Here is a 22,318-nt window from a genome sequence, read left to right as displayed (position 1 = left end):
CTACAGCCGTCCCGTCGCGTGCAGATGGTCGAGCAGGGCCGTGTCGACGGTGTCCCGGAACCGTGCCAGGGTCCGCGCGTCCTCGTCGTAGCGGTACAGGTCCTGGCAGCCGATCCAGCGGTCGCGGGTCACCGCGCTCGGCAGATAGCCGTCGGTGACGGTGCCGACCTCCCAGTCGGGTTTGCCCGCGGTCTCCCAGCAACTGGCCAGGGTGCCGTCCGCGCTCACCACCGCACCGTAGCGCCCGTCGGTGTGACCGCAGGTGACACAGGTCTTGCGGGCGCCGGGGCGGCTCACCGTGAAGCCCAGCTCGAGCGCCCGGCGCTGCCAGCGGGTGAACGCGGCCGCCAGGTCGCCGTTGTGCAGCAGGCTGTTGGCGTAGCCGACGCCCACGTCGCCGATCCGGGCGAAGTACAGCGAGCAGCGGGCCGGGTCGAGTGTGCCGGCGAGCCGGTCGATCAGCGCGTCGACGCCGTCGAAGGTCTCCTGCGAGACGTTCACCCGCAGGGTCCAGCGCAGCGGTGAGACCTCGGAGGCCCGTGCGATGTTGCGGACGATCTTGTCGAAGGTGCCGCCGCCGTCCGCCCTGCCGACCCGGATCCGGTCGTGGTCGGGGCGGTCGCCGTCGAAGGTCACCTGGACCGAGGCCAGCCCCAGTTCGGCGAGCCGGCGCGCCAGGTGCGGGGTGAGCAGCGTGGCGTTGGAGATCATCCAGGCCGAGGTGGGCGCGATCTTCCCGGCCCGCTCCAGCAGTTCGACACAGCCGCGCGGGTTGAGCAGCGGCTCCCCGCCGAACAGCAGGACGCTGAGCTTCTCCAGGCCCGCGGCGGCCATCTGCCGCTCGGTGAAACCGAGGATCGAGGTGATCGTGTCCGAGGTCAGCCGGGTCCGCGCGATGCGGGGCGGCCGGCTGCCGCCGCCCTGGTCCTGGGCAGTGTTCTGGAAGCAGTACCCGCAGCCGAGGTTGCAGTGGGTGCTGGTGAGGACGGTCAGCGCGTACGCGCCGATCCGGGGCGTCGTGAACAGGCCGCTCTCGTGCAGCCGGCGCTCCGCCTCCGGGCGCAGGCCCCCGTCGGCCGTGACATGCCGGTCGGCGAGGCGAGCCACTCCGCCGGGACCCAGGAACCACCAGTTCCGCTCGCCCTTGAGCAGCCGCGCCCCGGAGGGCAGACGGTCGGCCGGCTCAGGCGCCGCCGGCCTCGTCGGCGTCCCCGCTGCGTCGATGCTCACCCCTGCGTCGATGCCCACCGCTTGGTCGATGCCCACCGCTTGGTCGATGCTCACCGTGCCTCCCCTGCTGCCGATGCTCCCGTCGTGGTCAGCTCCCCGGCCCGGCCGCTGGTGACGGTCAGCGTCATCAGCGCCACGATCAGGGTCACCTTGTACGCCTTGCGGAAGTACTCCACCGGCGTCGCGTCCGCCGGGGCCCGCTCGGCGGCGCAGCGACCGGGCATCGAACCGTCGGCGGCCTGGGCAGAGGCGAGCATCCGCAGGCCGGCCGCGCCGGACGGGGTGCGCCGCGGGTCCGCGCCCAGGCAGCACTGGGCCAGCACGAGCTTCGCGGCGATGTCCCAGTCGTCGAGCCGTACGAAATGGTCCGTCAGCCGTTCCACGACCCGCAGCGCCCGGTCGCGCTCGTCCTCCGTCAGGCCGGGGTCACGGGTGCCGAAGTCGCTGAGGTAGAAGAGCGTGTGAGCCACCCGGCAGCCGTCCAGATCGGCCACGGGCAGCGTGGCGGCCGGCGGCAGCGGACTCGCCTCGTACAGCTCCCGGTACGAGGCGAACCGGTGCTCGGCGCCCGCGAGATCGGCGTAGAAGCGGGCCTCCAGATGAAGGAACGGCGGCTTGCGGCCCGGCGTCAGATAGCCGCTGGACGCCAGCCGGGTCAGCACGGCGCGCGGCGCGTCCTCCGGAACCCCGTCCGGTGCGAGCGCCGCGTACATCAGCTCGAACTGCGGTGCGTACCGCGCCTCCAGGGTGAGCAGGCGCGGGAAGTCCGGCCGCCGCCAGGCCTGTTCGACGACCGAGGCGACCTCCGCCAGGGCGGGGTCGCCGGGCGCGCACCTCTCCCACTGGCGCCGGAGCGTCGCGAGCTGCAGCAGCGCCTTCACCCGCGGAGTCACCGGCAGTTCGGCATGGGCGGCCGGGGAGTCGAGGTAGGCCGCGTGCAGCCGTATCCACTCGCGGGCGCCCGCCGACAGGCTCGTCACGGCCTCATCGAGGCCCGCTGGTCGCGTACTCATGGTTCTCCTTCGAGAAAGCGGAGGCCCGGACCGGGAGAGCGGACGCCCCGGCGACCTGCTCGACGACGTCGGCCGCACGCTCCGCGCCGTCCGCCGCGGCAAGCCTGCCGCCGAGCGCCCGCGCGTGGGACCGCAGGCCGTCGTCGCGCCAGGCGGACTCCAGCAGGGCCGAAGCCGGCACAGAAGGGCTCTTCGGGAAGTGCAGGGCCACACCCGCGCGCAGGCAGGCGCCGGTGAGCAAGGGCTGCTCGGAGCCGTTGGGGGACAGGGCGAGGGGCCGGCCACGCAGCAGCGCCGCCAGCACCGGGGCGGAGGTGCCGTTGCTCAGCACCAGCCCGGCGCGGTCGACGAGGGGGCCCAGCCACGGCTTGCGCACCAGCAGGACATCGGCGTCCGGCGCGGGCCGCGGATCGGTGGACCGGCCCTGCTCGACCACGGCCTGGAACCGGCCTCCGGTGAAGGCCTCGTTGAGCCGGGGCCACAGACTCCTGCCCTCGAAGAAGCGGCCCAGATGGACGTAGACGACAGGCTTGCCGGACCGCGCCAGCTGCTCGTCGATCGCCGCGACCTCCCCCGGGTCGGGCGTCGGCTCCCAGGACAGCGGCCCCACCTGCCGGACCTGCTCGGGCAGTTGGGCCCCGGGGTACTCGAGCGCTGGGTCCCCGCGCAGCAGCAGCGCGTCCCCCAGCAGCGCGCCGTCCCCCCACCGGCAGGCGCGCCCGGCCAGACCGGCCTGGTCCCGTACGGCGGCATGGAGCAGCAGGCTGTCGCGGGTCCGGCTCTCCCGGGTCCGGCCCAGCTGCGGCTCGCCTTCGCCGCCCGACCGGTAGTCCCACAGATGGACCGAGAGCCCGACCACCACCACCGGCAGATCCAGCGCCTCGGCGGCGACCAGAGCGCCGTTGCAGAGTACGGAGGTGACGAGCAGGTCCGCCCCCGTCTCCCGGGCCGCGCGCAGGACGGCCCGGTACTGGGCCGGCCCGGTCTTCCCCCACCAGGTGGCGGAGAACGCCCGGCGTCCGCCGAACTCCTCCGCCGCCGCGAACGGCAGCCCGGCCTCGGCCACGACGGGCGCGACGGACTCACGGCCCAGGACATTGATGTCATGTCCCCGCAGCCGCAGTTCACGGCCCACGGCGAGCACCGGGTAGAGATAGCCGCCGTCGCTGAGCGGGCAGAGCAGGACCTTCACGACGAGCCGCTCCCTCTACGTGTCCGGTGCCGGGACGGATGGCCGCGGGCCCCCGGTCCCGGCAGAAGACTGCCGGGAACCGGGTGGCCCGCGCGGTGCTCAGGTGCGAGTCCGCCGTGTCAGGAGAGCTCGCTGGAGTTGTTGATCACGCAGCCGGAGTCGACGACCTCTTCGGTCTCGCCGTGCGCGACGACCTCGATGTCCTCGTTCTCGGTCGGCTCGGGGTTCGTGTTCTCGGGCATGTGGATCCTCCTTGGTCGACGGCGTCGCTGCGCCGGCTGAGAAAGAACGTACGGACGCCCGGTATGGGAACGCCTGACCGGCGGTTCGACGCCGGTAAAAGCCGACCGTGCGCCGCCGCAACGCCCCGCAAGCCGCCCCCGCATCCGGCCGTACGACTGCCCCGACCTGCGCATTAACCGATCGCCAGGCGCCGGTGAACCGGAACTGTGCCGGCCGCGGGCACGATCCGGGGCATGCTCCGCGCGCGGCACGAGCTCGCGGGGAGGAGACCCGGAGGAGACGACGTGGACCTGGCGGAGCTCATCGGCCTGCGGCCCGTGCCCTGCGGCGGCCTCCTGGTGGCGCTCACCCGCCGCTGCCCCCTGAGCTGCGCCCACTGCTCCACGGACTCGTCCATGGCGGCCACCGACCGTCCCGACCCGGAGCAACTGCTCGACTTCATCGGCTCGTTCGGCGCGGACGACCGCCCCGAGGTGGTCCTGCTGACCGGCGGCGAACCCCTGCTGCTGCCCGAACTCGCCGCCCGGCTGACCTCGCTCGCACACGCCGCCGGCTCCCGGGTCGCGCTGCTCAGCGGGATGTTCTTCGCCCGCGACGGACACGTACCCGACCGGATCATGCGCACGGTCGAGGCCCTCGACCACTTCTCCGCGAGCCTGGACGTCCACCACGAGCGCGAGGTCCCGCGCGCGCAGACGCTGCGCGCCCTGCGGACCGTGCTCGACGCCGGCGTCCCCGTCAGCATCCACCTCACCGGCACCGGTCCCGACGACCCCTACCTCGCGGACGCCGTCACCGACGTCCACCGCACCTTCGGGCGTCAAGTGCCCCTGCTGGTCAACGAGATCAGACCGCTCGGCCGCGCCGCCGGCCTCGTCCCCGCGACACCGCCCGGACCGGACGGCACCCGGGCGGCCCCCTGCACCCTCGCGGCCTGGCCGGTCGTCGCCTTCGACGGGACCGTCGCCGCCTGCTGCAACCAGTGGACCGTGGACCGGCGCCCCGTCCCCGCGCATCTGCGGCTCGGACACATCGCCGACGACGACTGGCCGACCGTCCGCGCCCGCTCCCTCGGCTCCCCGGTGCTGCGGATGCTGCGCACCGTGGGACCCCGGCGGCTGCACGCCCGCTACGGCGGTACGCCCGCCCCGGACGGCTACTGCCGCAGCTGCCACGCCCTCGCCGACCGCCCCGACGTCCTCGCGGGCGCGGCCCGGGACGCAGGCGGCCGGGTCGGGGAAGTCCTCGACCGGCTCGGCGCCGCACAGCAGCGCGCCGCCGGACCCACCGCACTGGTACGCCGCCTGGGCTGCGCCCGCTACGCGCACCTGGTGGAGTCGCCCGTGCAGGACGGGAGCCTGCGATGACGGCCCCCGCGTCCCTCGCGCTGCGGACCAAACTCACGCCCGTCACACCGGTGTTGCGGGCGGCGACCGCGGCCCTGTGGCGTCCCGACGGACTGCGGCAGCGCTACGTCCGCTATCTGACCGCCATGCATCCGCTCGTACGGGCCTCGGTGCCGCTGCTGGAACGCGCCGCCGAACGGTGCGCCGAGTCGGCCGACCTCGCCGCGTACTACATCCGGCACGCGGAGGAGGAGCGCGACCACGACACCTGGCTGCTGGAGGACCTGGCCGCCGCCGGTGCCGGACCGGCCGCCGTGCCGCACCCCGTCGTCGTCGAGCTGGCCGGGGCGCAGTACTACCGCATCGAGCACGAGCACCCCGTCGCGCTGCTCGGCTACATCGCCGTCCTGGAGGGCAACGCCCCCGGGCCCCGGCTCGCGGACCGGCTCACCGAGGCCACGGGGCTCCCGGCCGGGGCGTTTCGCACCCTGCGCGAGCACGCGGAGCTCGACGGCGGCCACCTCGCCGACCTGCACCGGCTGCTCGACGACCTCGCCCTGCCCCCGGACCGGCAGACCGCCGTGTCCGTCAGTGCCCTGCACACCGCCCAGCTGCTCACCCGGCTCTTCCTCTCCCTGGCCGCCGAACCCGGAGGACATCCGTGACCGACAACGACCCGCCCCGGCCCACCCTGGCGACGCTCGCCGCCGCCGGGTTCAACGTCGACGCCCTCAGCGACGAGCAGCTTGAGGTCGTGGCCGCGCTCACCCCGGAGGAACTGGCCCTGCTCATCGAGATCCGGGGACGGCTCGACGCCGCCGCCCCCGAGGTTCAGGCCCACGCCGACGTTGCGGGCGGCGCCCTCTTCTGACCCCCACACCCCGCGCCCACCCGGAGGAACCCATGCCCTGCGCCTCGTGCCGCGCCGCGCTGCCGCCCGACGCCCGGTTCTGCCCCGCCTGCGGCAGCCCGTGCGCGACCCGGCCGGTCACGGCCAGGCCGACCGGCCGCAAGGTGGTGACCCTCCTCTTCTGCGACCTGGTGGGCTCCACGGCACTGTCCGGGGCGCTGGACGCGGAGACCCTGCGCTCGGTGACACTGCGCTGGTTCGACCTGATGCGGCAGCGCATCGAGGAACAGGGCGGCACCGTCGAGAAGTTCATCGGGGACGCCGTGATGGCCGTCTTCGGCGTGCCGACCGTGCGCGAGGACGACGCCCGCCGGGCCGTCGCCGCCGCCCTGGCCATGCGCGAGGCGCTCGCAGCCTTCAACACCTGGCTGGAGGAAGCCGTCGGCGTGACGCTGGAGATGCGCATCGGTGTCAACACCGGTCAGGCCGTGACCGGTTCGGCCACCCTGCGCCAGGCGATGGTCTCGGGCGAGGTCGTCAACATCGCAGCCCGCCTGGAGCAGAACGCTGGCGCCGGGGAGATCCTCATCGGGCCCGACACCCTGGCCGCCGCCGGACCGGGTGTGCGCACGACACCGATCGGGCCGCTGCTGCTCAAGGGCAAGCGCGACCGGGTCACCGCCCACCGCCTGCTCGGCCTGGACGAGAAGGACGACCCCGAGGCGCTGCGCCGTTTCGACCTCGCCTTCGTCGGCCGCGCATATGAACTCACCCTGCTCGACGAGGCGTTGGCGCGGGTCGGACGGACCCGCCGGCCCGGCCGCCTGGTGATCGGCGGGGAACCTGGCCAGGGCAAGACCCGACTCGTGCGGGAATGGCTCCAGCGCGCCGGAGGCTCTCCCGGCGGCGGCCCCCGCAACGGTGTCGGGCGCTGTCACGCCCGCGGTGTACAGCCCAGCCTCGGACCGCTCGCCGACGCCGTGACCGACCTGCTGAACACCGGCACCCCGGCCGAACCGACCCCCGAACTCGACCTGCTCCGCCAGGGGTTGCTCCTGAACGGCACCCCCAACCCCTCACCCGCGGACACCTGCGCGGCCCTCGCCAAGGTCCTCGCCGACCTGTCCCGCACCCGCCCCGTCGTCCTCGTGCTCGACGACTGCCACTGGGCCGCCCAGCCGCTCTTCGACGCCCTCGACCGGCTGCTGCGCGCCCTCGCCGACGCGGCCGTCCTGATCGTCCTGCTCACCCGGCCCCCACTCTTCGACGCACGCCCCGAACTGGCCCAGGAAGCCGTACCGCTCGGCGGGCTCTCCGACGCCGACGCGCGGCTCCTCGCTGCCGAACTGACCGGCCGTACGACGGACGGCGAACCGCTCGCCGCCCAGATCCTGGCCAGAGTGGGCGGCAACCCGCTGCACCTGGAGCAGCTGCTGCTCGCCGGTCAGCCCGTCGACGCCGACCACGTCCCGCTCCCGCTCCAGGCCCTGATCGGCGCCCGCATCGACGCGCTCGACCCGCCCGAACACCGCGCCCTTGGCCTCGCGTCGGTCCTGGGCGGCGACTTCACCGCCGACGACATGGCCGCGCTCGCCGGACGCCCCGAGGAGACCTGGACCCCGTCCGAGCTGCGCTCCACTCTGCACCGGCTGGTCCGCCACCGGCTGGTCCGCCCGCACGGCGAGGCCTTCCGCTTCGCCGGAGGGCTCATCCAGGAGGTCGTCTACGCCAGCCAGTCCAAGCAGGACCGGGCCGACCGGCACGAACGGGCCGCACGGCTGGACTCCGTCCGCGACCGGGGCGACGCCGCGGTCGGCGCCCACCTGGAACAGGCCCACCGCTACCGCGTGGAGCTGGGCGCCCAGGACCCGCACACCGACCGCCTGCGCCGCCGCGCCGCCGACGCCCTCGCCGAGGCCGGCCGCCTGGCCCTCGCCCACGCCGACCCCGCCTGGGCCGCCGACCTCCTCACCCGAGCCGCCTCCCACTACACCCCCGGCGAACCGGGCCGCATCCCGACCCGCCGCCGCCTCGGCCAGACCCTGCTCGACCTCGGCCACGGCGAAGAGGGCCGGGCCCTGCTGGAGGAGGTCCTCACCGAGACGGGTGCCTCCGGCGGTGGGGCGGGGGTGGGGGCCGCGTTGGGGGGAGGGGTTGTGCTGGAGGGCGTGGTGGGGGAGGCCGTGGAGGTCACCGACCGTGGCTCGGGCGCCGTAGAGACCTCCGCCCTTGACTCCGACGCCGCAGCGGCTGTCACCCGCGGTGTGGACGCCGTAGCAGCCTCCGCCCGTGACGCCGACGCCGCAGAGGTCGTCGCCTGTGGCGTGGAGGCGGTGGAGGCCCCCGCCCATGGCTCCGGAGCCCTGGCGGTCAGCGCCCGTGGCTCGGGCGCCGTAGAGCCCACAGCCCACGGCGCGCATGCCGAAAAGCTCCCCGTCCACGGTGCGCACGCCGAAAAGCTCCCCGTCCACGGTGCGCACGCCGAAAAGCCCACCGTCCACGGTGCGCACGCCGAAAAGCCCACCGTCCACGGTGCGCACGCCGAAAAGCCCACCGCCCACGGTGCGCACGCCGAAAAGCTCCCCGTCCACGGCGCGCACGCCGAAAAGCCCACAGCCCACGGCGCGCGCGCCGAAAAGCCCCCCGCCCACAGCACCGCCCCCACCCCCGACGCCGTAGAAGCCGCTCACGCCCGGCTCGCCCTCGCTTCCGCCGGGCCGGTCGCGGGGAGGGAGGGCGAGTCGCCCGCCGAGGCGGCTGCGGCCGCGTTGCCGGTGTTCGCTGCGGCCGGGGACGAGCTCGGTCAGGCGAGGGCCTGTCTGCGGCTCGCGCAGGCGGCGCAGGAGCATGGGCGGCACCGGGCGGCGGAGCGGCTGCTCGATCGCGCGTTGCGGCATGCGGTGCGGGCCGATGCCGAGCCGGAGCGGGCGGCCGCGCTCGGGGCGGTCGGCGTGTCGCTCTGGCGCGGCCCCCAGCCGGTCGAGGAGGCGGTGGCCCGCTGCCGTGCGCTCCTCGCCGACCAGGGGCCCGGTCGCCGGGCCGTACGGCTGACGCTCAACTGCCCCCTGGCAGTGGTCCTCGCGCTGCACGACGACCGCGACGGCGCCCTGGCCTGTCTCGCCGAGGCGGAGCACCTCGCCAAAGGGCTCGGCTACGCGGAGGCCGACGCCTTCCTGCCGATCTTCACCGCGACCGTGGCCGACCTCGCGGGCCGCGCGGAGGAGGCGCTGGCCTGTCTGGAGCGGGCCGCCTCCGCCGCGCGGGACCTGGGCGCGACCGCGCTGCTGCGCAGTGCCCTGCTGGACGCCGCCCGTATCAGGCTGGACCTCGGCGAGGTGCCCGCCGCCGAGGCCGCTCTCGCCGAACTGGCCGGACCTGCGCGGCCGCGTGCCGAGTCGGCCGACCTCGACGGGCTGCGCGCCCGGATCGCCGCCGCGCGCGGACACGACGGGACCGCGACCCGGCTGGCCGCGAGGGCGTCGGCCACCGCGGCCTGCACCGATTCGCCCATCGTGCAGGGCCTCGCCGCCCTCGACCTGGCCCGCACCGCCCTCGCGCTGGGCCGCCCGGCCGACGCGGCCCCGGCGGCCCTGCGCGCACGCCGGCACTTCGCGGCCAAGGGCCACCTCCCGGCCGTACGCCACGCCGAGGCCGTGGCCGCCGGATGCCACGGCGTCACCGCCGCCGGACAGGAGGCACGACGATGACCACCGCGCAGCGACCGGCGCCCGGACTCACCTGGGGCCTGCGGGGGCGCGGCCCCGCCGACGTACCCGTGGAGGCCGACGGGCCGCCGGACGCGCCCCCGCAGGGCCTGGTCGGCGGCACGGGCCGGGGCGTGCGCGTGTGCGTGGTCGACTCGGGCGTCGAACCCGACCATCCCATGGTCGGCCCGCTAGACGGCTCCTGGCGCGTCTTCAAGGACGCCGACGGCGTCCACGTCGAGGAGACCGACGAGGGCGACGCCTGCGGCCACGGCACCGCCTGCGCCGGGATCATCCGCCGCACCGCGCCGGAGTGCGAACTGACCAGCGTACGGGTGCTCGGCGAGCGCTTCTCCGGCAGTGGGGACGTCCTCCTCGAAGGCCTGCGCTGGGCGGTGCGCCAACGGTTCGACGTGGTGAACCTGAGCCTGTCCACCAGCCACGCCCGTTTCGTGGAGGAGCTGCGCCGGCTGGCCGACGAGGCCTACTTCCAGCAGACCGTGATCGTCGCCGCGGCTCACAACACGCATGTGGAGAGCTTCCCTTGGCGCTTCTCCTCGGTGATCTCGGTCGGCAGCCACCAGGAGGACGACCCCGACCTGCACCTGTACAACCCCGACCCGCCGGTGGAGTTCTTCGCTCCGGGGCAGCGGGTCCAGGTGGCCTGGCTCGGCGGTACGTCGATCCGCAGCTCCGGCAACAGCTTCGCCACCCCGTTCGTGGCGGGCCTGTGCGCGCGGATCCTGTCGAGCCGGCCCCGGCTGACGCCGTTCCAGCTGAAGAACGCCCTGTATCTGTCCGCAGCCAACGTCCGTGTCCACGGACGCCGGTAACGACCGGCGCCGGAAGGGAAGCCCCCATGGCCCAGACGATCGTCCCCGCCGTGTCCGCGAGCCCCAGGCCCGATCCGGCCCTGGCGGAGCTCCTGCAGTCGGTGGTGGACACCGCGCGCGCCATCTTCGGCGCCCAGGCGAGCTCCATCATGCTGCTGGAGGCCGCGGCGGACGAGCTGGTCTTCGAGGCCGTCTCCGGGCAGGGCCAGGAGTTCCTGGTGGGTCGGCGCTTCCCGGCGGGCCGGGGAATCGCCGGCTGGGTCGCCGCCTCGGGGGAGCCGATGGTGGTCGACGACCTGCGTGACAACACCGCCTTCGACCGGGACATCGCCGAGTCCACCGGCTACGTCCCGAACGCCCTGATGGCGGTCCCCCTCCTGCACGGCGACCGCGTCCTCGGCGTCCTGGAGGTCCTCGACCCGTCCCCGCAGGCCCGCGCCGGCCTGCCGGAACTCGACCTGCTCTGCCTCTTCGCCCGCCAGGCCGCCGTGGCCCTGCACCTCCTGACCCGGCAGGCCCCCCGCCCCCCGCTCCCGGCCGCCCCCGAGGACCGCACCGAACTCCTGCGCCTGCTCGGCGAGGCCCGCCGCCTCCTCGGCGACTGACGACAACGCGGCAGATGTGCGTGCCAGGGCCCGTGACGCCGGCGTGATCCGGAAGACAGGCCCTACCCGCGCGCCGCCCGGCGTTCCCGCAACAGCGTCCGCACCGTCCCGACCGGCGGCGGCGACGCCGGGCCGCGCAGCAGACCCGCCCCACGCCCAAGTGCCGCGTCGGCCGTACGGAGTTCGATGTCGACCAGCGCCCGCATCAGCGGCCGGCCCTCGGGCGCGGCCAGCCCGCTCTGCTGTCCGGCTGCCAGCAACGCGGCCCGCGCCAGCCCCAGTTCATGCGCCACCAGGTCACCGAGCCCGGTCGGCCGGCGGCCCTCCTTCAGGTCCTCCACCGTCACCGAGAAGCGTTTCAGCGTCTCCTCGGGGATGCCGAGCCGGCCCTCCCGCAGGTCCTCGGCGAGGTCGTTGACGAAGTCCAGCCGCTGGCTGCCGTCGATGAGCGTCCGGCAGGCCGCGCGGAACCGGCCGTCGTCGTCCTGCGGTCCCAGCAGCGTGGCGACCAGCATGAACGCCGGATGCGAGTAGGCGTCGACATACGCCTGGTAGTCGTCCTCGGTGGCGAAGCCCTCGAATTCCAACTCGGCTGCGGCGGTGGACAGATACTCCGCCACGACCGGGCGGAGCCGCGGATACGAGCCGATCGTGTGCAGCAGCGTGTGGATCAGCGGGTCGTCGGCCCGCCCGGTCTCCAGCGCTGTGCGCACCTGCCGCTCCCACGCCGCCCACGCGGTGGCCCGCTGCGAGGTCGTGCCGGTGTCGAGGAGGTTGTCCCCGTGGTGCATGAAGGCGGTGGCGGCCATCGCATGGGGGAGCACGGCCGGAGGGAGCAGGACCCGGGCGGCCAGATAGGAGCTGCGGCGGAAGCGGCGTACCACCTTGCGCTGGGCGGAGTAGTCCCGGCGCAGCCCGGGTTCATGGATTCCCGCGGCGTCCAGGCCCCGCTTCCACACGCTCATGCGCCGATCGTAGGCGGCCGTCGGAGTGGAGCAGTTCGGCGGGGGTGCCGGTGGCGACGACATGGCCGTCGGCGAGGGCGATGAGGTGGTCGGCCGCCTGGACGGTGGAGGGGCGGTGGGCGATGACCAGGAGGGTGCACTCGCGGCTGATGCGACGCACCGTGCGGCGCAGCGCGGCCTCGCCGACCGGGTCGAGCTGGGAGGAGGGCTCGTCGAGGAGCAGCAGCGCGGGCCGGGCGAGCAGGGCGCGGGCGATGGCGACGCGCTGCCGTTCGCCGCCGGACATACGGACGCCGCGCTCGCCGACGTCCGTGTCGAGGCCCCCCGGGAGCCGCGCCGCCACGGTGTCGAGGTCGGCCAGGGCCAGGGCGCGGCGCAGTTCGGCCTCGCCCGCGTCGGGGGCGGCGTACAGGAGGTTCTCCCGCAGCGTGCCGTACAGCACCGGCGCCTCCTGCTCCACCAGCGCCATCCGGCCGCGGGACTCCGACCGGTCCAGGCCGCGCAGGTCCTCGCCGCACAGCAGGATGCGGCCGCGGTCGGGGTCGTAGAACCGCTCGGTCAGCGCGAAGACCGTCGACTTGCCCGCGCCCGACCGCCCGACGAGCGCGGTGGTCCGCAGCGCCGGCACCTGGAACGACACCCCGCGCAGCACCGGCCGGCCCGGCTCGTAGCCGAACCACACGTCCCGGAACTCCAGCGCGACGTCCCCGCGCCGCGGCCTCGGCGCGACGGACACCCGACCGGACCCGCCGGACCCGGGCTCCGGCGGCAGTCGCAGGGCCTCCTCGATGCGCTGCAGGGCGCCGCTGCCCTGCTGGAGCGCGCTCATCGCCTGGAAGACGGCGTCGATCGGCATCACCAGATACGTCATGTACAGCAGGAACGCGACGAGGTCGGCGACCGAGCCCTCGCCCTGCGCGACCCGCAGCCCGCCGACCAACAGCACCACCAGGAAGGAGCCGTTGACGGCGAGCCGGGTCGCCGGGCCGATCACCGCCTCCAGGCGGGCCATGCGCAGGCTCGCCGTGTAGGCGCCGCGCGCCTGGACGGCGATCCGGTCGCACTCACGCTCCTCGGCCCGGCTGGCCCGCACCGTGCGGATCGCGCCGAGCGCCCGCTCCAGATCGGCGGCCATGGCACCCACCGCCGTCTGCCGGTGCAGCGAGGCCCGCCGCAGCCCGCGCAGCGCGCCGGCCACCGCGAGCCCGCCCACGGTCACCAGCACCAGCACGATCAGGAAGAGCACCGGGTCCAGCCACACCATGAGCGCCACGGCACCCGCCACCCCCACCACGCCCGTCACGGCGTCGGCGAACGAGTCCGCCACCAGCCGGCGCACCTCCGCGCCGTCCGTGCCGAGCCGCGAGATCAGATCCCCGGTGCGCTGCCGCTCGTACACCGGCATCCGCAGCCGCAGCAGCCGGCCGATCAGGCCGAGCCGCAGCCCGAGGGTGACCTGTTCGCTGGTGCGGGCCAGCACATAGCGCGCGGCCGTCTCCACCGCGGCCTCCGCGACGAACAGCCCGACCAGCGCCACGACGAGGCCGGCGGAGACGCCGCCGGTGCCCGCGTTCTCGATGACCTGCCGGACCAGCAGCGGCTGCGCGAGTGCCAGACCCGCCCCGGCGAGGGTCAGCGCGCAGGCGAGAAGGACCCACCGGCGGTACGGGCCCAGCAGCCGCAGCACATGCCGAAGCCCCGCCGGGCCGTCCGGCGGCCGAGGACCCTCGGGTGCGGCCATGGCGTCCTTCACGGGACGGTGAACAGGGTCCGGAAATAGCCGGGCGGGAAGTCCTCGCCGACGGCCTCCCCGTCGGCCTCCACCCACGCGTGCGCCCCGAACGGCGCGGTGTAGCGCACCCCGAGGCACCAGGTGGGCCAGCTGCCGTGCAGCCGGCACAGCAGTGCGGTGGCCAGCGACCGCGCCAGACAGCCCTCGGGCCCGCCGCAGGCGAGACTGACCGCGACCACCGTGTCCCGCGCCTCTTTCGCCTCGGCGGTCCCGGCGGGCCGGGCGCCGCGCCGGAGCAGTCCGAGGACGCCGCGGATCCGGCGCGGCGAGCGGGTGGCCAGCAGCCGCGCCGCGCCCACCACCGCATGCGCCTGAAGCCGCCGCGGAAGGGGCACGGACCGTGGATCGTGCAGGACCGCGCCCTGCATCGTCATCGCGGACCACCTCCCCTACGGTGTGCCGGGCGCCGTCGTCTCGATCAGCCCGGCCGTGCGCAGCGCGGCGACCAGTTGCTCGACGTCGTGTTCCGCGGTCGCGGTGTCGACGGCGTACTCCTCGGCGATCCGCCGGGTCGCCTCACCGGACGTGCCGCCGTCGAGGAGCGTGCGCAGCACGACCGCGCCGGTGGGGTTCAGCGCCCAGTAGTCGCCCGAGTCCTCGTCGAGCAGGGCGATGCCGTCCTCGGTCGGGGCGAGCGACACATGGCCCCGCAGCCTCACATCCATGTCTCCTCCTGCCGGTTCGGTACTCCGGTGGCCTGCCGCTCGACGGCACGCAGCCAGGTCTCGCAGGCGATGGTCTGGTAGAGCACGTCCATGCCGAGCCGCGGATCGAGCGGCCGGGCGCACACCTCCCGTACGGCGCCGGCGTCGATGAGACCCAGCCGGGCCAGCCGCGAGTCCTCCCACAGGGCGAGCAGTTCGGCCCGGTGACGGCGCAGTCCGGGCGCCTCGTCGCAGTCGGCGGTGGCCTTGGTCTGCCGGGCGCGGCTCGCCTCGGGGACGACCCCGCGCATGGCCTCGACGATGAGCGGCTTGTACCGCCAGGGGGTGATGCGGTCCTCGGGCCGTACGGCGAGACCTGCCTCGACGACCCGGTCGTCGTAGTACGGCGAGCCGACCCTCACCCCGATGCGCGCGCCCAGCTCCTCCACCTCGGCGGCGACCCGGGACACGGCCTGCATGGCGGCCAGCTCCCGGTGCTGCCCACGGCGTTCGGCGAGCGGCGGCGCCTCACGCGCGGCCCGCCGCAGAAGACCGCGTACGGCGGTGACGGCGTCCGGCGTCGTCCAGGGCGGCAGCCGCGGGCTGAAGCCCCAGGCCAGCAGCGGTTCGTTGAGCGGCGGGGGCGGCTCGGTGAGATGGTCGGCGACGGAGGCCAGCCAGGCCCCGTACGGACGGCCGTCGGCGAGCTGGCGCAGCACGGCGGCGCGCGGCCAGCGGTACTTGGCGGCGAAGCCGCGGACCAGCCGGGCGGCGAACGCGGGGCGGGTGCGCGCCAGGGTGTGCAGATGGGCGAGCGACCCGTACAGCAGCTCGTCGCCGCCCATCCCGGTCAGATGGGTCCGCGACCCGAGCGCGGCGGCGCGGCGCACGGTGACGAGCCCGCGCTCCCGCTCACCGCCCAAGGTGGGCTCCTCCAACGGATCGTCGAGGCGGTGCACGCCCGCGTAGAACAGCGGCACGTCCTCGGGCGGGATCACATGGTGCTCCACGGCGTCGAGCGCGGCGGACGTGCGGCCGGCCCACAGCACGTCGTCGCCGCGGGCGTCGCGCAGGGCGACGGTGCAGGCGATCACCCGCGGCGTGCTGCGGGCGGCGAGCGAGCAGACGGCGGTCGAGTCCAGACCGCCGAGGTCGCAGCTGACCGTGGCGTGGCCGTCGGTGCGTACGGCGACCGCGGCGGCGAGGGCGTCGCGCAGGGCGGGCGCGCCCTGCGCCATCGGCACCACCGGCTCCGGCGGGGTCCACCAGCGGACCTGCCGGGGCCGCCCCGCCGCGTCGAGGAGGAGGTAACTGCCGCCGGACACTTCGGTGACCGCACGCCAGACGGGCGTACGGGTCAGCGGCGGCAGGATGAGCGGTTCCAGCAGCCGCAGCGCGAGCAGGGACTCGTCGGGGGAAGCGCCGGTCAGCCGGGCCAGGACGTCGGCCCGGTCCGCGGCGACGGTCACCTCGCCCACGCGCGCGTGGCAGACGCGGCGCATCGACGTCACGCAGCCCTGCACGCGTACGACGCCGTCGACCGACGCGATCAGATGGGCGCTGCCGGCTGTACTCCGGGCCAGGCCGTCCAGCGCGGCGGGCCCGTGCAGGCGTGCGGCGGCGTGGGACAGCTCTTGCTCTGTGCGGGAGTGCTGGCCGAGCAGGGCGATGCGGTTGCGGCCCGCGCCGCCGAGGGCCAGCGCGTGGCGGGGCCAGTGGCCGAGGATCCAGGGGCGCCCGGAGGGATGGTCGATCCGCTCGGGGGCGAGATCCCGCAGGGCCGTCGCGGCGGGCTGAGCCGACCGGCAGTCGGGCAGCACCGCGAACCAGCCGGGTGTCGGTTCCGGGGACGTGCGCGTCACCGCCCTCCTGCGCCAGGTGGCGGGCCGGGCCGCAGCGATCTGCGCCACCCGGTCCGCCGGGTGGGATGCGATCCTTCGGCGTCAGAGAAGCTGGTGCCGGAAGAGCAGGTCTCTCGGACCGTGCCCGCCGAGACCGGTGAGGCTCCTGAAGGAACCCGCCAGGGTCAGGGTCGGAGGCTCGTACGTACGCATGCCATCCACCTCCCTTCTCCACGCTCTTACATACCCCTCTCATCCATTCTTATCACCAAATATACGGACTTCTCGGGGAATTAAGATGGGCGAAGCTTCAACTACTCAGCCGGGACAGGTGACTTGGTCGACCACATTCGCCCGCTGTCGGAACGCCTGCGGCCCGAAGCGGCCCCAGGCCGCGAACACGGCGAGGGTGAGCGGTACGGCGTTCGTCACGACCGGCTGGGTCTCCCCGCGCCGGTCGTGCGTGATCGCCGCGCCGAAGCGGACGTGGGCCAGGCGTGGTCACGGTTTGTTGCGGGATTCAGGCCTTGAGTCACCTCCGCACTGCAACTTCTGGTGATCACACCCCCGGAATACGCCGCACCCCCACCCCGTTCAAGCATATGGTTGAACGGTCAACAAGCTGGAGGGTGAGCGGCATGACCACCGACTTCAACGGGTACGCGCCGAACGACGGTGTGGCGCCCGACCGTTGGGCCAGCGCCCTGCACCTCTTCGACAACGGCCCCGGCGCGCCGCGCGAGGAGACCACCGCCGAGCGCTGGGAGCGGGCCCGGCTGCTGTTCGAGGCCAAGGACTACGCCGGTGCCGCACGACTGCTCGCCGCCGTCGTCGACGAGGTCCCGGAGCAGACCGGCCCGCGGCTGCTGCTGGCCCGCGCCTACTACCACTCCGCCCAACTCGGCCGCGCCGAGGAGCAGTTGCGCAGCGTCGTCGAGCGCGACCCGGTCGAGCACTACGCCCACCTGATGCTCGGCCGCACGCTGGAGCGCCAGGGGCGCGCGCTGGAGGCGGAGCCCTGGCTGCGGATGGCCGCCGCGTTCGCGGGAGAGTTCCCGGCCGAAGACTGACCGCGACACGGACGCCCGGCCCTGACGGGGAGCCCCTGTCAGGGCCGGCGGTCGTCCGCAAACACGTTCGACACTACGGTCCGCTGTGATCGAGTCGGCCGGAGGGGGAGTCGCGGTGGGGGGCGTACGGCACGGGTCATCCGTCATCCGGTGCCGCACTGAGCTGCCGCTGCAGAAGGCGGGGCACGGCAACCAGGTCCAGGCCGGGGACGACGAGTGGTACCTGGCCTACCTCGTCGCCCGTCCGCTCGGCCGGCGCGGACCCTGCGTACTGGGCCGCGAGACCGCCCTCGCGCCCGTGACCTGGACACCCGACCGCTGGCCCCGCACCCCGACCGGCCTGCCGGCCACCGAGGTGCCCGCGCCCGCGATGCTCCCGGCGGCCGGCCGGGACATGCCCGCCGAAGACGGGGCCGACGGCTTCGACGCCCCCGTCAGAGGGTGCCTCGCGGCGGTGGGGCGTTCGGGCGGTGCGACCGAGTGATTCCGCGGGGATCGCGCTCCGCCCCGGCGTGGGCGCGGGCCGATCCGGCACGGTCGTGAAGATCATGACCATATGCTCGTCGAACGTATCCGCTCGCGGGCGGCGTTATTGCTGCTCGGCCTCGCGGCCGCCGCTGCCGCCGCGGGCCCGGCCCCGCCGGCCGCCGCCGACGGCACGGGGACGAGCGGACTCGCGCTGGAGGTGTCGGTGAACACCCGCCCCGGCCTCGGCGCGCTGGACCCGGGCATCCGTTCCGGGCGCCCGGTCATCAGGACGTACCGGCTGATCAACCGCGGGGGAGCGGACCTGTACGACGTCCGTGTGACCGACCCGGGTATGCCCGGGGTGCGCATCCGCTGTCCCGGCGGCCGTGACCACGTCCCCTTCCTGCGCGGGATGAGCTCGACGGCATGCATGGCCCAGACCGTTGCCCGGCAGGGGACTTGGGTCACCGTCGTGACGGCCCGTGGCCGCATCCCCTATCTGCACACCGAGTCCCGCGCGCGGGCCCGGTCGGGTTACGCCGGTGTCGGCGGTGCCCTCGTCCTGTCCGAGTCGGTCCGGGTGAGCGGCACCCGGGCCGTCGTCACGTACACCGTGAGCAACCTCGGCAACCGTGCCGTGTACGGCGTCCGGGTCACCGACGCGGTGCTCCGGCCGGCCCGGATCGACTGCGGCGGGCGCGGCGCCGTCGTGGCGCACCTGGCGCCCGGCCGGTCCGCGCGGTGCACGGCGGCGGTACGGCGACCGCCCGGCACCTACCCCAGCGCGGGCCTCGCCCGGGGCGACGACCGCCTGCACACGCTCGGGCCGTACGGGCGGAGCGAACCTCCGCCACTGCTCACGGCACGGGCCGGGCTGCGGTTCACGATCCCGAAGCGGCCTCCGCCTCCACCTCCACCTCCACCTCCACCGCCTCCGTCCCCGCCTGCACCTCCGCCGGGCGCGTCCGTTCCTGTGCGGCCGACCGCCTCGGTCCTTCCTCCGTCCGCTGCCTCTCCCTCGGCCTCACCGGCGCCGGGGGCTCCGCCGCCGCCCGCCGGTCCACCGGTCGGACTGCTCCCTCCGCCCGTGCTTCCGCTCCCACCCGGCGCGGCGCCACCGCCTCCGTCACCGCCGCCGGGGATCGCCGCACCCGGGGTGGCCGAGGCGGGGGCAGCGGCGGAGGCCGGTGAGCTCGGTGCAGCCGCCGGCGGCACGGCCGCCGGAACGGGCGGCGGCGCCGCCGCGGGCACCGGCAGCGGGACCGCCGCGGGCGCGGGTGCCGGAGCTGCCGCCGGTGCCGGTGCCGGTGCTGGGGCTGCCGCGGGCGCCGGGGCTGCGGCGGGTGCGGGAGCTGCGGCGGGGGCTGCCGCGGGTGCCGGCTCCGGGGCTGCCGCCGGTGCGGGTGCGGGCGCCGGAACTGCCGCCGGTACGGGCGGCGCCGCCGCGGGAGCGGATGCCGGAGCTGCCGCCGGTGCCGGGGCCGGGACCGCCGCCGGCGCGGGCGGCGGGGCCGTCGCCGGGCAAGGGGAAGCTCCTGCCCGGCCCGATCGACCCGATCAGGGCACTCCTGAGACACCCGGCGCCCGGGTCACCCCGCCCCGCGACCAGGCGCTCACCCCCGCCACCCCGCTCCTGCGCCGTCTGATCCGCCCGAACGGCGAGCCCACCGGACTGGGCATTCTCTCCATCCTGTTGCTGCTGCTCCTGCCCGCCGCCGTGGCGGCCGCGGTCATCGGATCGCGGCGCCTCGGCCCCTAGGCCCCGAGACTCCCAGGCACCCAGGCACGTACGCCCGCACCCAGAGGAGCCACTGACCCCGATGACCGAGACCCTTGCCATCGTCCTCGGCTGCGCCCTGCTCGCCGCCGCAGTCGTCCTCGTGAAGAACCGCCTGTGGCCGCTGGGCGCGGACGAAGAACCGCGCGAGGACGTGGCGGAGTACATCTCGATGATGGTCGGCGTGCTCTACGCGCTGGTGCTCGGGCTGTCGATGGTCTCGGTCTGGGACACGCGGTCGGGGGCGGAGGAGCATGTACAGGCCGAGGCGAGCGCCGCGCACCAGATCCGGATGCTGTCCGACGGCCTGCCGCCCGCGCAGGCCGAGCACACCCGCCAGGGCATCGAGGCGTACGTCCGGCATGTCACGACGGCCGAGTGGCCGGCCATGGAGGAGGGGTCCTTCCCGGCCCAGGAGGGCTGGGTGCTGCTGGACCGCCTGCGGGCCGAGGGACAGGTCCCGGCGGGCGCCACCGCGGCCCAGCAGATCACCGCGCAGGAGTCCCTCGCCCAGCTCAGCGCACTGGGCGAGGCCCGGCGCGGACGGGAGACGGACGCCGGGGAGGCGCTGTCGCCGGTGCTGTGGTTCGGGCTGATCGTCGGTGGGCTGCTCACCGTCACCTTCATGTTCATGTTCGGCGTGAAGCGCAGCCTCACCCATGTCGTGATGGTGATGGGCCTGACCGCTCTGATCACCTTCACGGTGCTGCTCATCCACCAGATGAACACCCCGTTCAGCGGCCTGTTCGCGGTGGACGACGGCCCGTTCACGCGCTACTTCGGCACCTGACCGCACGCACCCGGTGTGTCACCCCAGGTCGAACAGGTTGGGCAGGCCCAGCCGGTACCGGGTCAGGTCGTGCCGCCGCAGCGGCGCCAGCTCCGGCGCCTCGAACAACGGCGTGACCGTGCAGCGCGGAGCCGTCGAACCCGTGCGGTCCAGCAGGGCGTTGACCGCCTGGCGGGCGGAGGCGTTGGCGCCCTCCATGGTGGCGAGGTCGATGTCGACGGCCACATAGTCGCCGGCGAGATAGAAGTTGGGGACGCGCGTGCGGGCCGAGGGGCGGCGGTGGAAGGTGCCGACCGGGTGGATGAGGAGCTCGTCGTCGTTCACGGGGTTCGGGGTGCCGAGGCCGGAGACCCCCGGGTCGAGGTACCACGAGTGCAGGGCGCTGTCCTTGAGGACCGTGCGGCCGGTGTCGTTGAGCGCCGCCTTCAGCTGGGCCCACACCTCGCGCGCCACCTGGTCCCGGGTGCACTGCTTGGCCGTCCTGCCGTAGAGGATGCCGGGCCGGTCCCACTCGGAGATGTCGACGGACAGGCAGTTCACCGCCGTACCGTCGCCGTAGTCGGCGGCGAAGTCGCGGTCCGGCCAGTGCTCGGCCTGCTGGATCGCGGTCAGCGACCAGGGGGAGTCGATGAGGTTGAGATGGCCGTGCAGGAGCGGGGCCGACTCGGTCAGATAGAACTGGATGCCCGTCATCCAGTCCGTGCGCAGCGCGTCGCAGCGCGCGAGTTGGGGGTCGGCCGCGCGCAGGGCGGGGCCCCAGGTGCGGCGGGCGTGCTCGACCGGCATCGCCGAGATGTAGTGGTCGGCCGTCACCCGCTGCCGTACGCCCTGCGGGTCCTCGATCAGCGCGGCGGTCACCCGGCCGTCGCCGTACGCCACCTCCCGGACCGTCCAGCCGATCCTGAACTCCACGCCCAGTGAGGTGAGATGGGCGGTCCAGGGGTCGATCCAGGCCTCGTTGGTGGGGGCGTCGAGGATGCGGTCGAGCGGGCCGTCGGCGCCGCGGCCGAGCGCGTTGAACAAGAACGCCTCCAGGAGTGAGGCGACCGTCCGGGTGGAGGCCTCCTCGGCCTTGGTGGCGACGATGTTGCGGGTGACGCCGACGGCGAGGATGCGCTGGTAGTCCTGGGACATCCGGGCCGCGCCGGTGAACTCCCACCAGGGCCGCGCCTCCCAGGTGTCGTTGCGCCGCTCGGCGCAGCTGGTGAGGAAGACGACGAGCCGGTTGACGAAGTACGCCACCTCGTACGCGGGGATGGCGGTGACCGTGTCGAGGAGCGCCGTCAGCGCGCGCCGGATCTCGTCGAGGGTCAGCTGTGCGCCCCGGTGGCCCGGCCAGGGCAGGGGTGCGCGCAGATCCTCGCGGCCGGTGCGGGCCAACGCCATCTCGGGCGGCGCCACGAGGTTGTCCCACACGCCGTTCGGATTGCCGGGGAAGGGGATGCGGCGCATGGTGTCCGGCAGGTTGTGATAGATCCCCGGGATGAACCGGAAGCCGTGCTCCGCGGGCAGCGGCCGGCGCCCGCCCCGCGCGCTGTCGGGTACGTCCATGGAGCGCGCCTTGCCGCCCAGTGCCCGGCGCTCGTACACCGTGACGCGAAAGCCGCGCTCCGCCAGCTCATGAGCCGCCGTCAGACCGGCGACCCCACCCCCCAGTACGGCCACCGTGGGCGCCCCCGAGACCTCGGTGCCACCCGTCGCCGCCACCGCCGGTCTCGCGACGGGAAGCCCGGCCGCGGCCGCGGCCGCCCCCGCACCGGCCCCCGCCAGAAACGTCCGCCGCCCGCTGAACTGCCCCATGATCCGGCCCCCTTACCGTTGGTAACCCAGTGGTAGGCGCAGGAGCATACGGACGTCACCCGAACCCCGGAAGACACGTGCGACGCTCTGGCCGAATCCCGGCGCCTGCCGGCGGCTCTCCCCGTCCCGGTCCCTGACCAGCGGCTTCGGCCCAC

General features: G+C 74.7%; 21 protein-coding genes. 10 read left to right on the top strand and 11 right to left on the bottom strand.

All coding sequences use genetic code 11. The annotated features are described in order from the left end of the window. The 4 genes from ACIQ6Y_RS17295 to ACIQ6Y_RS17280 form a co-directional block, all read right to left on the bottom strand. Entirely contained in the window at positions 1-1,224 is a 1,224-nt protein-coding gene (locus ACIQ6Y_RS17295) for a radical SAM protein (RefSeq protein ID WP_404040084.1), read from the bottom strand. Positions 1,225-1,280: 56 nt separating this feature from the next. Then, a complete protein-coding gene (locus tag ACIQ6Y_RS17290) occupies positions 1,281-2,243 on the bottom strand; it encodes a DUF6895 family protein (RefSeq protein ID WP_404039017.1) in 963 nt (320 codons plus the stop codon). Next, entirely contained in the window at positions 2,215-3,435 is a 1,221-nt protein-coding gene (locus ACIQ6Y_RS17285) for a glycosyltransferase (protein ID WP_404039014.1), read from the bottom strand. Before ACIQ6Y_RS17285 ends, ACIQ6Y_RS17290 begins: the two co-directional genes overlap by 29 nt. Before the next feature lie 119 nt (positions 3,436-3,554). Continuing rightward, positions 3,555-3,677: a hypothetical protein gene (locus tag ACIQ6Y_RS17280; RefSeq protein ID WP_404039011.1), complete on the bottom strand. Its 123-nt coding sequence runs from the start codon at positions 3,675-3,677 to the stop codon at positions 3,555-3,557. A gap of 285 nt (positions 3,678-3,962) precedes the next feature. Here ACIQ6Y_RS17280 and ACIQ6Y_RS17275 point away from each other — a divergent pair, with 285 nt between their 5' ends. Genes ACIQ6Y_RS17275 through ACIQ6Y_RS17250 form a run of 6 tightly spaced genes read left to right on the top strand, consistent with a single transcriptional unit; the run spans position 3,963 to position 11,016 of the window. After that, complete coding sequence (locus ACIQ6Y_RS17275; protein ID WP_404039008.1) at positions 3,963-5,045, top strand: radical SAM protein; 1,083 nt, start codon at positions 3,963-3,965, stop codon at positions 5,043-5,045. After that, positions 5,042-5,689 (top strand): iron-containing redox enzyme family protein, encoded by a 648-nt coding sequence (locus ACIQ6Y_RS17270; RefSeq protein ID WP_404039005.1) that lies wholly within the window; start codon positions 5,042-5,044, stop codon positions 5,687-5,689. The genes ACIQ6Y_RS17275 and ACIQ6Y_RS17270 overlap by 4 nt, the downstream gene beginning before the upstream one ends. After that, positions 5,686-5,895, top strand: a complete 210-nt coding sequence (locus ACIQ6Y_RS17265) for an aroma-sacti cluster domain-containing protein (protein WP_404039002.1) — start codon at positions 5,686-5,688, stop codon at positions 5,893-5,895. Before ACIQ6Y_RS17270 ends, ACIQ6Y_RS17265 begins: the two co-directional genes overlap by 4 nt. Positions 5,896-5,927: 32 nt before the next feature. After that, entirely contained in the window at positions 5,928-9,581 is a 3,654-nt protein-coding gene (locus tag ACIQ6Y_RS17260) for an adenylate/guanylate cyclase domain-containing protein (RefSeq protein ID WP_404038999.1), read from the top strand. Further along, on the top strand, positions 9,578-10,411 hold the full coding sequence (locus ACIQ6Y_RS17255) for a S8 family peptidase (RefSeq protein WP_404038996.1): 834 nt from the start codon (positions 9,578-9,580) through the stop codon (positions 10,409-10,411). The genes ACIQ6Y_RS17260 and ACIQ6Y_RS17255 overlap by 4 nt, the downstream gene beginning before the upstream one ends. A 26-nt stretch (positions 10,412-10,437) precedes the next feature. Next, entirely contained in the window at positions 10,438-11,016 is a 579-nt protein-coding gene (locus ACIQ6Y_RS17250; protein WP_404038993.1) for a GAF domain-containing protein, read from the top strand. A gap of 62 nt (positions 11,017-11,078) precedes the next feature. Here ACIQ6Y_RS17250 and ACIQ6Y_RS17245 read toward each other — a convergent pair whose 3' ends face one another. From ACIQ6Y_RS17245 to ACIQ6Y_RS17220, 6 genes are all read right to left on the bottom strand, one after another. Then, entirely contained in the window at positions 11,079-11,981 is a 903-nt protein-coding gene (locus ACIQ6Y_RS17245; RefSeq protein ID WP_404038990.1) for a squalene/phytoene synthase family protein, read from the bottom strand. Continuing rightward, positions 11,938-13,722 carry an ABC transporter ATP-binding protein gene (locus ACIQ6Y_RS17240; RefSeq protein WP_404038988.1) on the bottom strand — a complete coding sequence of 595 codons (1,785 nt, stop codon included), beginning with the start codon at positions 13,720-13,722 and terminating at the stop codon, positions 11,938-11,940. The genes ACIQ6Y_RS17245 and ACIQ6Y_RS17240 overlap by 44 nt, the downstream gene beginning before the upstream one ends. Before the next feature lie 8 nt (positions 13,723-13,730). Then, the gene (locus tag ACIQ6Y_RS17235) at positions 13,731-14,147 is read right to left on the bottom strand and encodes a lasso peptide biosynthesis B2 protein (RefSeq protein ID WP_404038985.1); all 417 of its coding nucleotides are present in this window, start codon (positions 14,145-14,147) and stop codon (positions 13,731-13,733) included. A 15-nt stretch (positions 14,148-14,162) separates the two neighbouring features. Continuing rightward, positions 14,163-14,438, bottom strand: a complete 276-nt coding sequence (locus tag ACIQ6Y_RS17230; RefSeq protein WP_404038982.1) for a lasso peptide biosynthesis PqqD family chaperone — start codon at positions 14,436-14,438, stop codon at positions 14,163-14,165. After that, positions 14,429-16,279, bottom strand: a complete 1,851-nt coding sequence (locus ACIQ6Y_RS17225; protein WP_404038979.1) for an asparagine synthase-related protein — start codon at positions 16,277-16,279, stop codon at positions 14,429-14,431. Before ACIQ6Y_RS17225 ends, ACIQ6Y_RS17230 begins: the two co-directional genes overlap by 10 nt. An 81-nt stretch (positions 16,280-16,360) precedes the next feature. Continuing rightward, entirely contained in the window at positions 16,361-16,471 is a 111-nt protein-coding gene (locus ACIQ6Y_RS17220; RefSeq protein ID WP_399644456.1) for a keywimysin-related RiPP, read from the bottom strand. Between the two features lie 425 nt (positions 16,472-16,896). On the opposite strand from ACIQ6Y_RS17220, the gene ACIQ6Y_RS17215 reads away from it, so the two are divergent. The 4 genes from ACIQ6Y_RS17215 to ACIQ6Y_RS17200 all read left to right on the top strand — a co-directional run bounded on the left by ACIQ6Y_RS17215 (position 16,897) and on the right by ACIQ6Y_RS17200 (position 20,363). Further along, positions 16,897-17,328: a tetratricopeptide repeat protein gene (locus tag ACIQ6Y_RS17215; protein WP_404038976.1), complete on the top strand. Its 432-nt coding sequence runs from the start codon at positions 16,897-16,899 to the stop codon at positions 17,326-17,328. 115 nt (positions 17,329-17,443) lie between these two features. After that, positions 17,444-17,812 carry a family 43 glycosylhydrolase gene (locus tag ACIQ6Y_RS17210; RefSeq protein ID WP_404038973.1) on the top strand — a complete coding sequence of 123 codons (369 nt, stop codon included), beginning with the start codon at positions 17,444-17,446 and terminating at the stop codon, positions 17,810-17,812. A 72-nt stretch (positions 17,813-17,884) separates the two neighbouring features. After that, positions 17,885-19,555: a hypothetical protein gene (locus tag ACIQ6Y_RS17205; protein WP_404038970.1), complete on the top strand. Its 1,671-nt coding sequence runs from the start codon at positions 17,885-17,887 to the stop codon at positions 19,553-19,555. Positions 19,556-19,616: 61 nt separating this feature from the next. Then, positions 19,617-20,363 carry a hypothetical protein gene (locus ACIQ6Y_RS17200; RefSeq protein ID WP_404038967.1) on the top strand — a complete coding sequence of 249 codons (747 nt, stop codon included), beginning with the start codon at positions 19,617-19,619 and terminating at the stop codon, positions 20,361-20,363. Positions 20,364-20,381: 18 nt separating this feature from the next. Here ACIQ6Y_RS17200 and ACIQ6Y_RS17195 read toward each other — a convergent pair whose 3' ends face one another. Continuing rightward, positions 20,382-22,163: an FAD-dependent oxidoreductase gene (locus ACIQ6Y_RS17195; RefSeq protein WP_404038964.1), complete on the bottom strand. Its 1,782-nt coding sequence runs from the start codon at positions 22,161-22,163 to the stop codon at positions 20,382-20,384. Positions 22,164-22,318 lie beyond the last annotated feature (155 nt).

The sequence above is a fragment of the Streptomyces sp. NPDC096205 genome, assembly GCF_044763135.1.
Lineage (GTDB): Bacteria > Actinomycetota > Actinomycetes > Streptomycetales > Streptomycetaceae > Streptomyces.
Note: the sequence above shows the minus strand (reverse complement) of the source record. Positions and strands in the feature narration are given on the sequence as shown.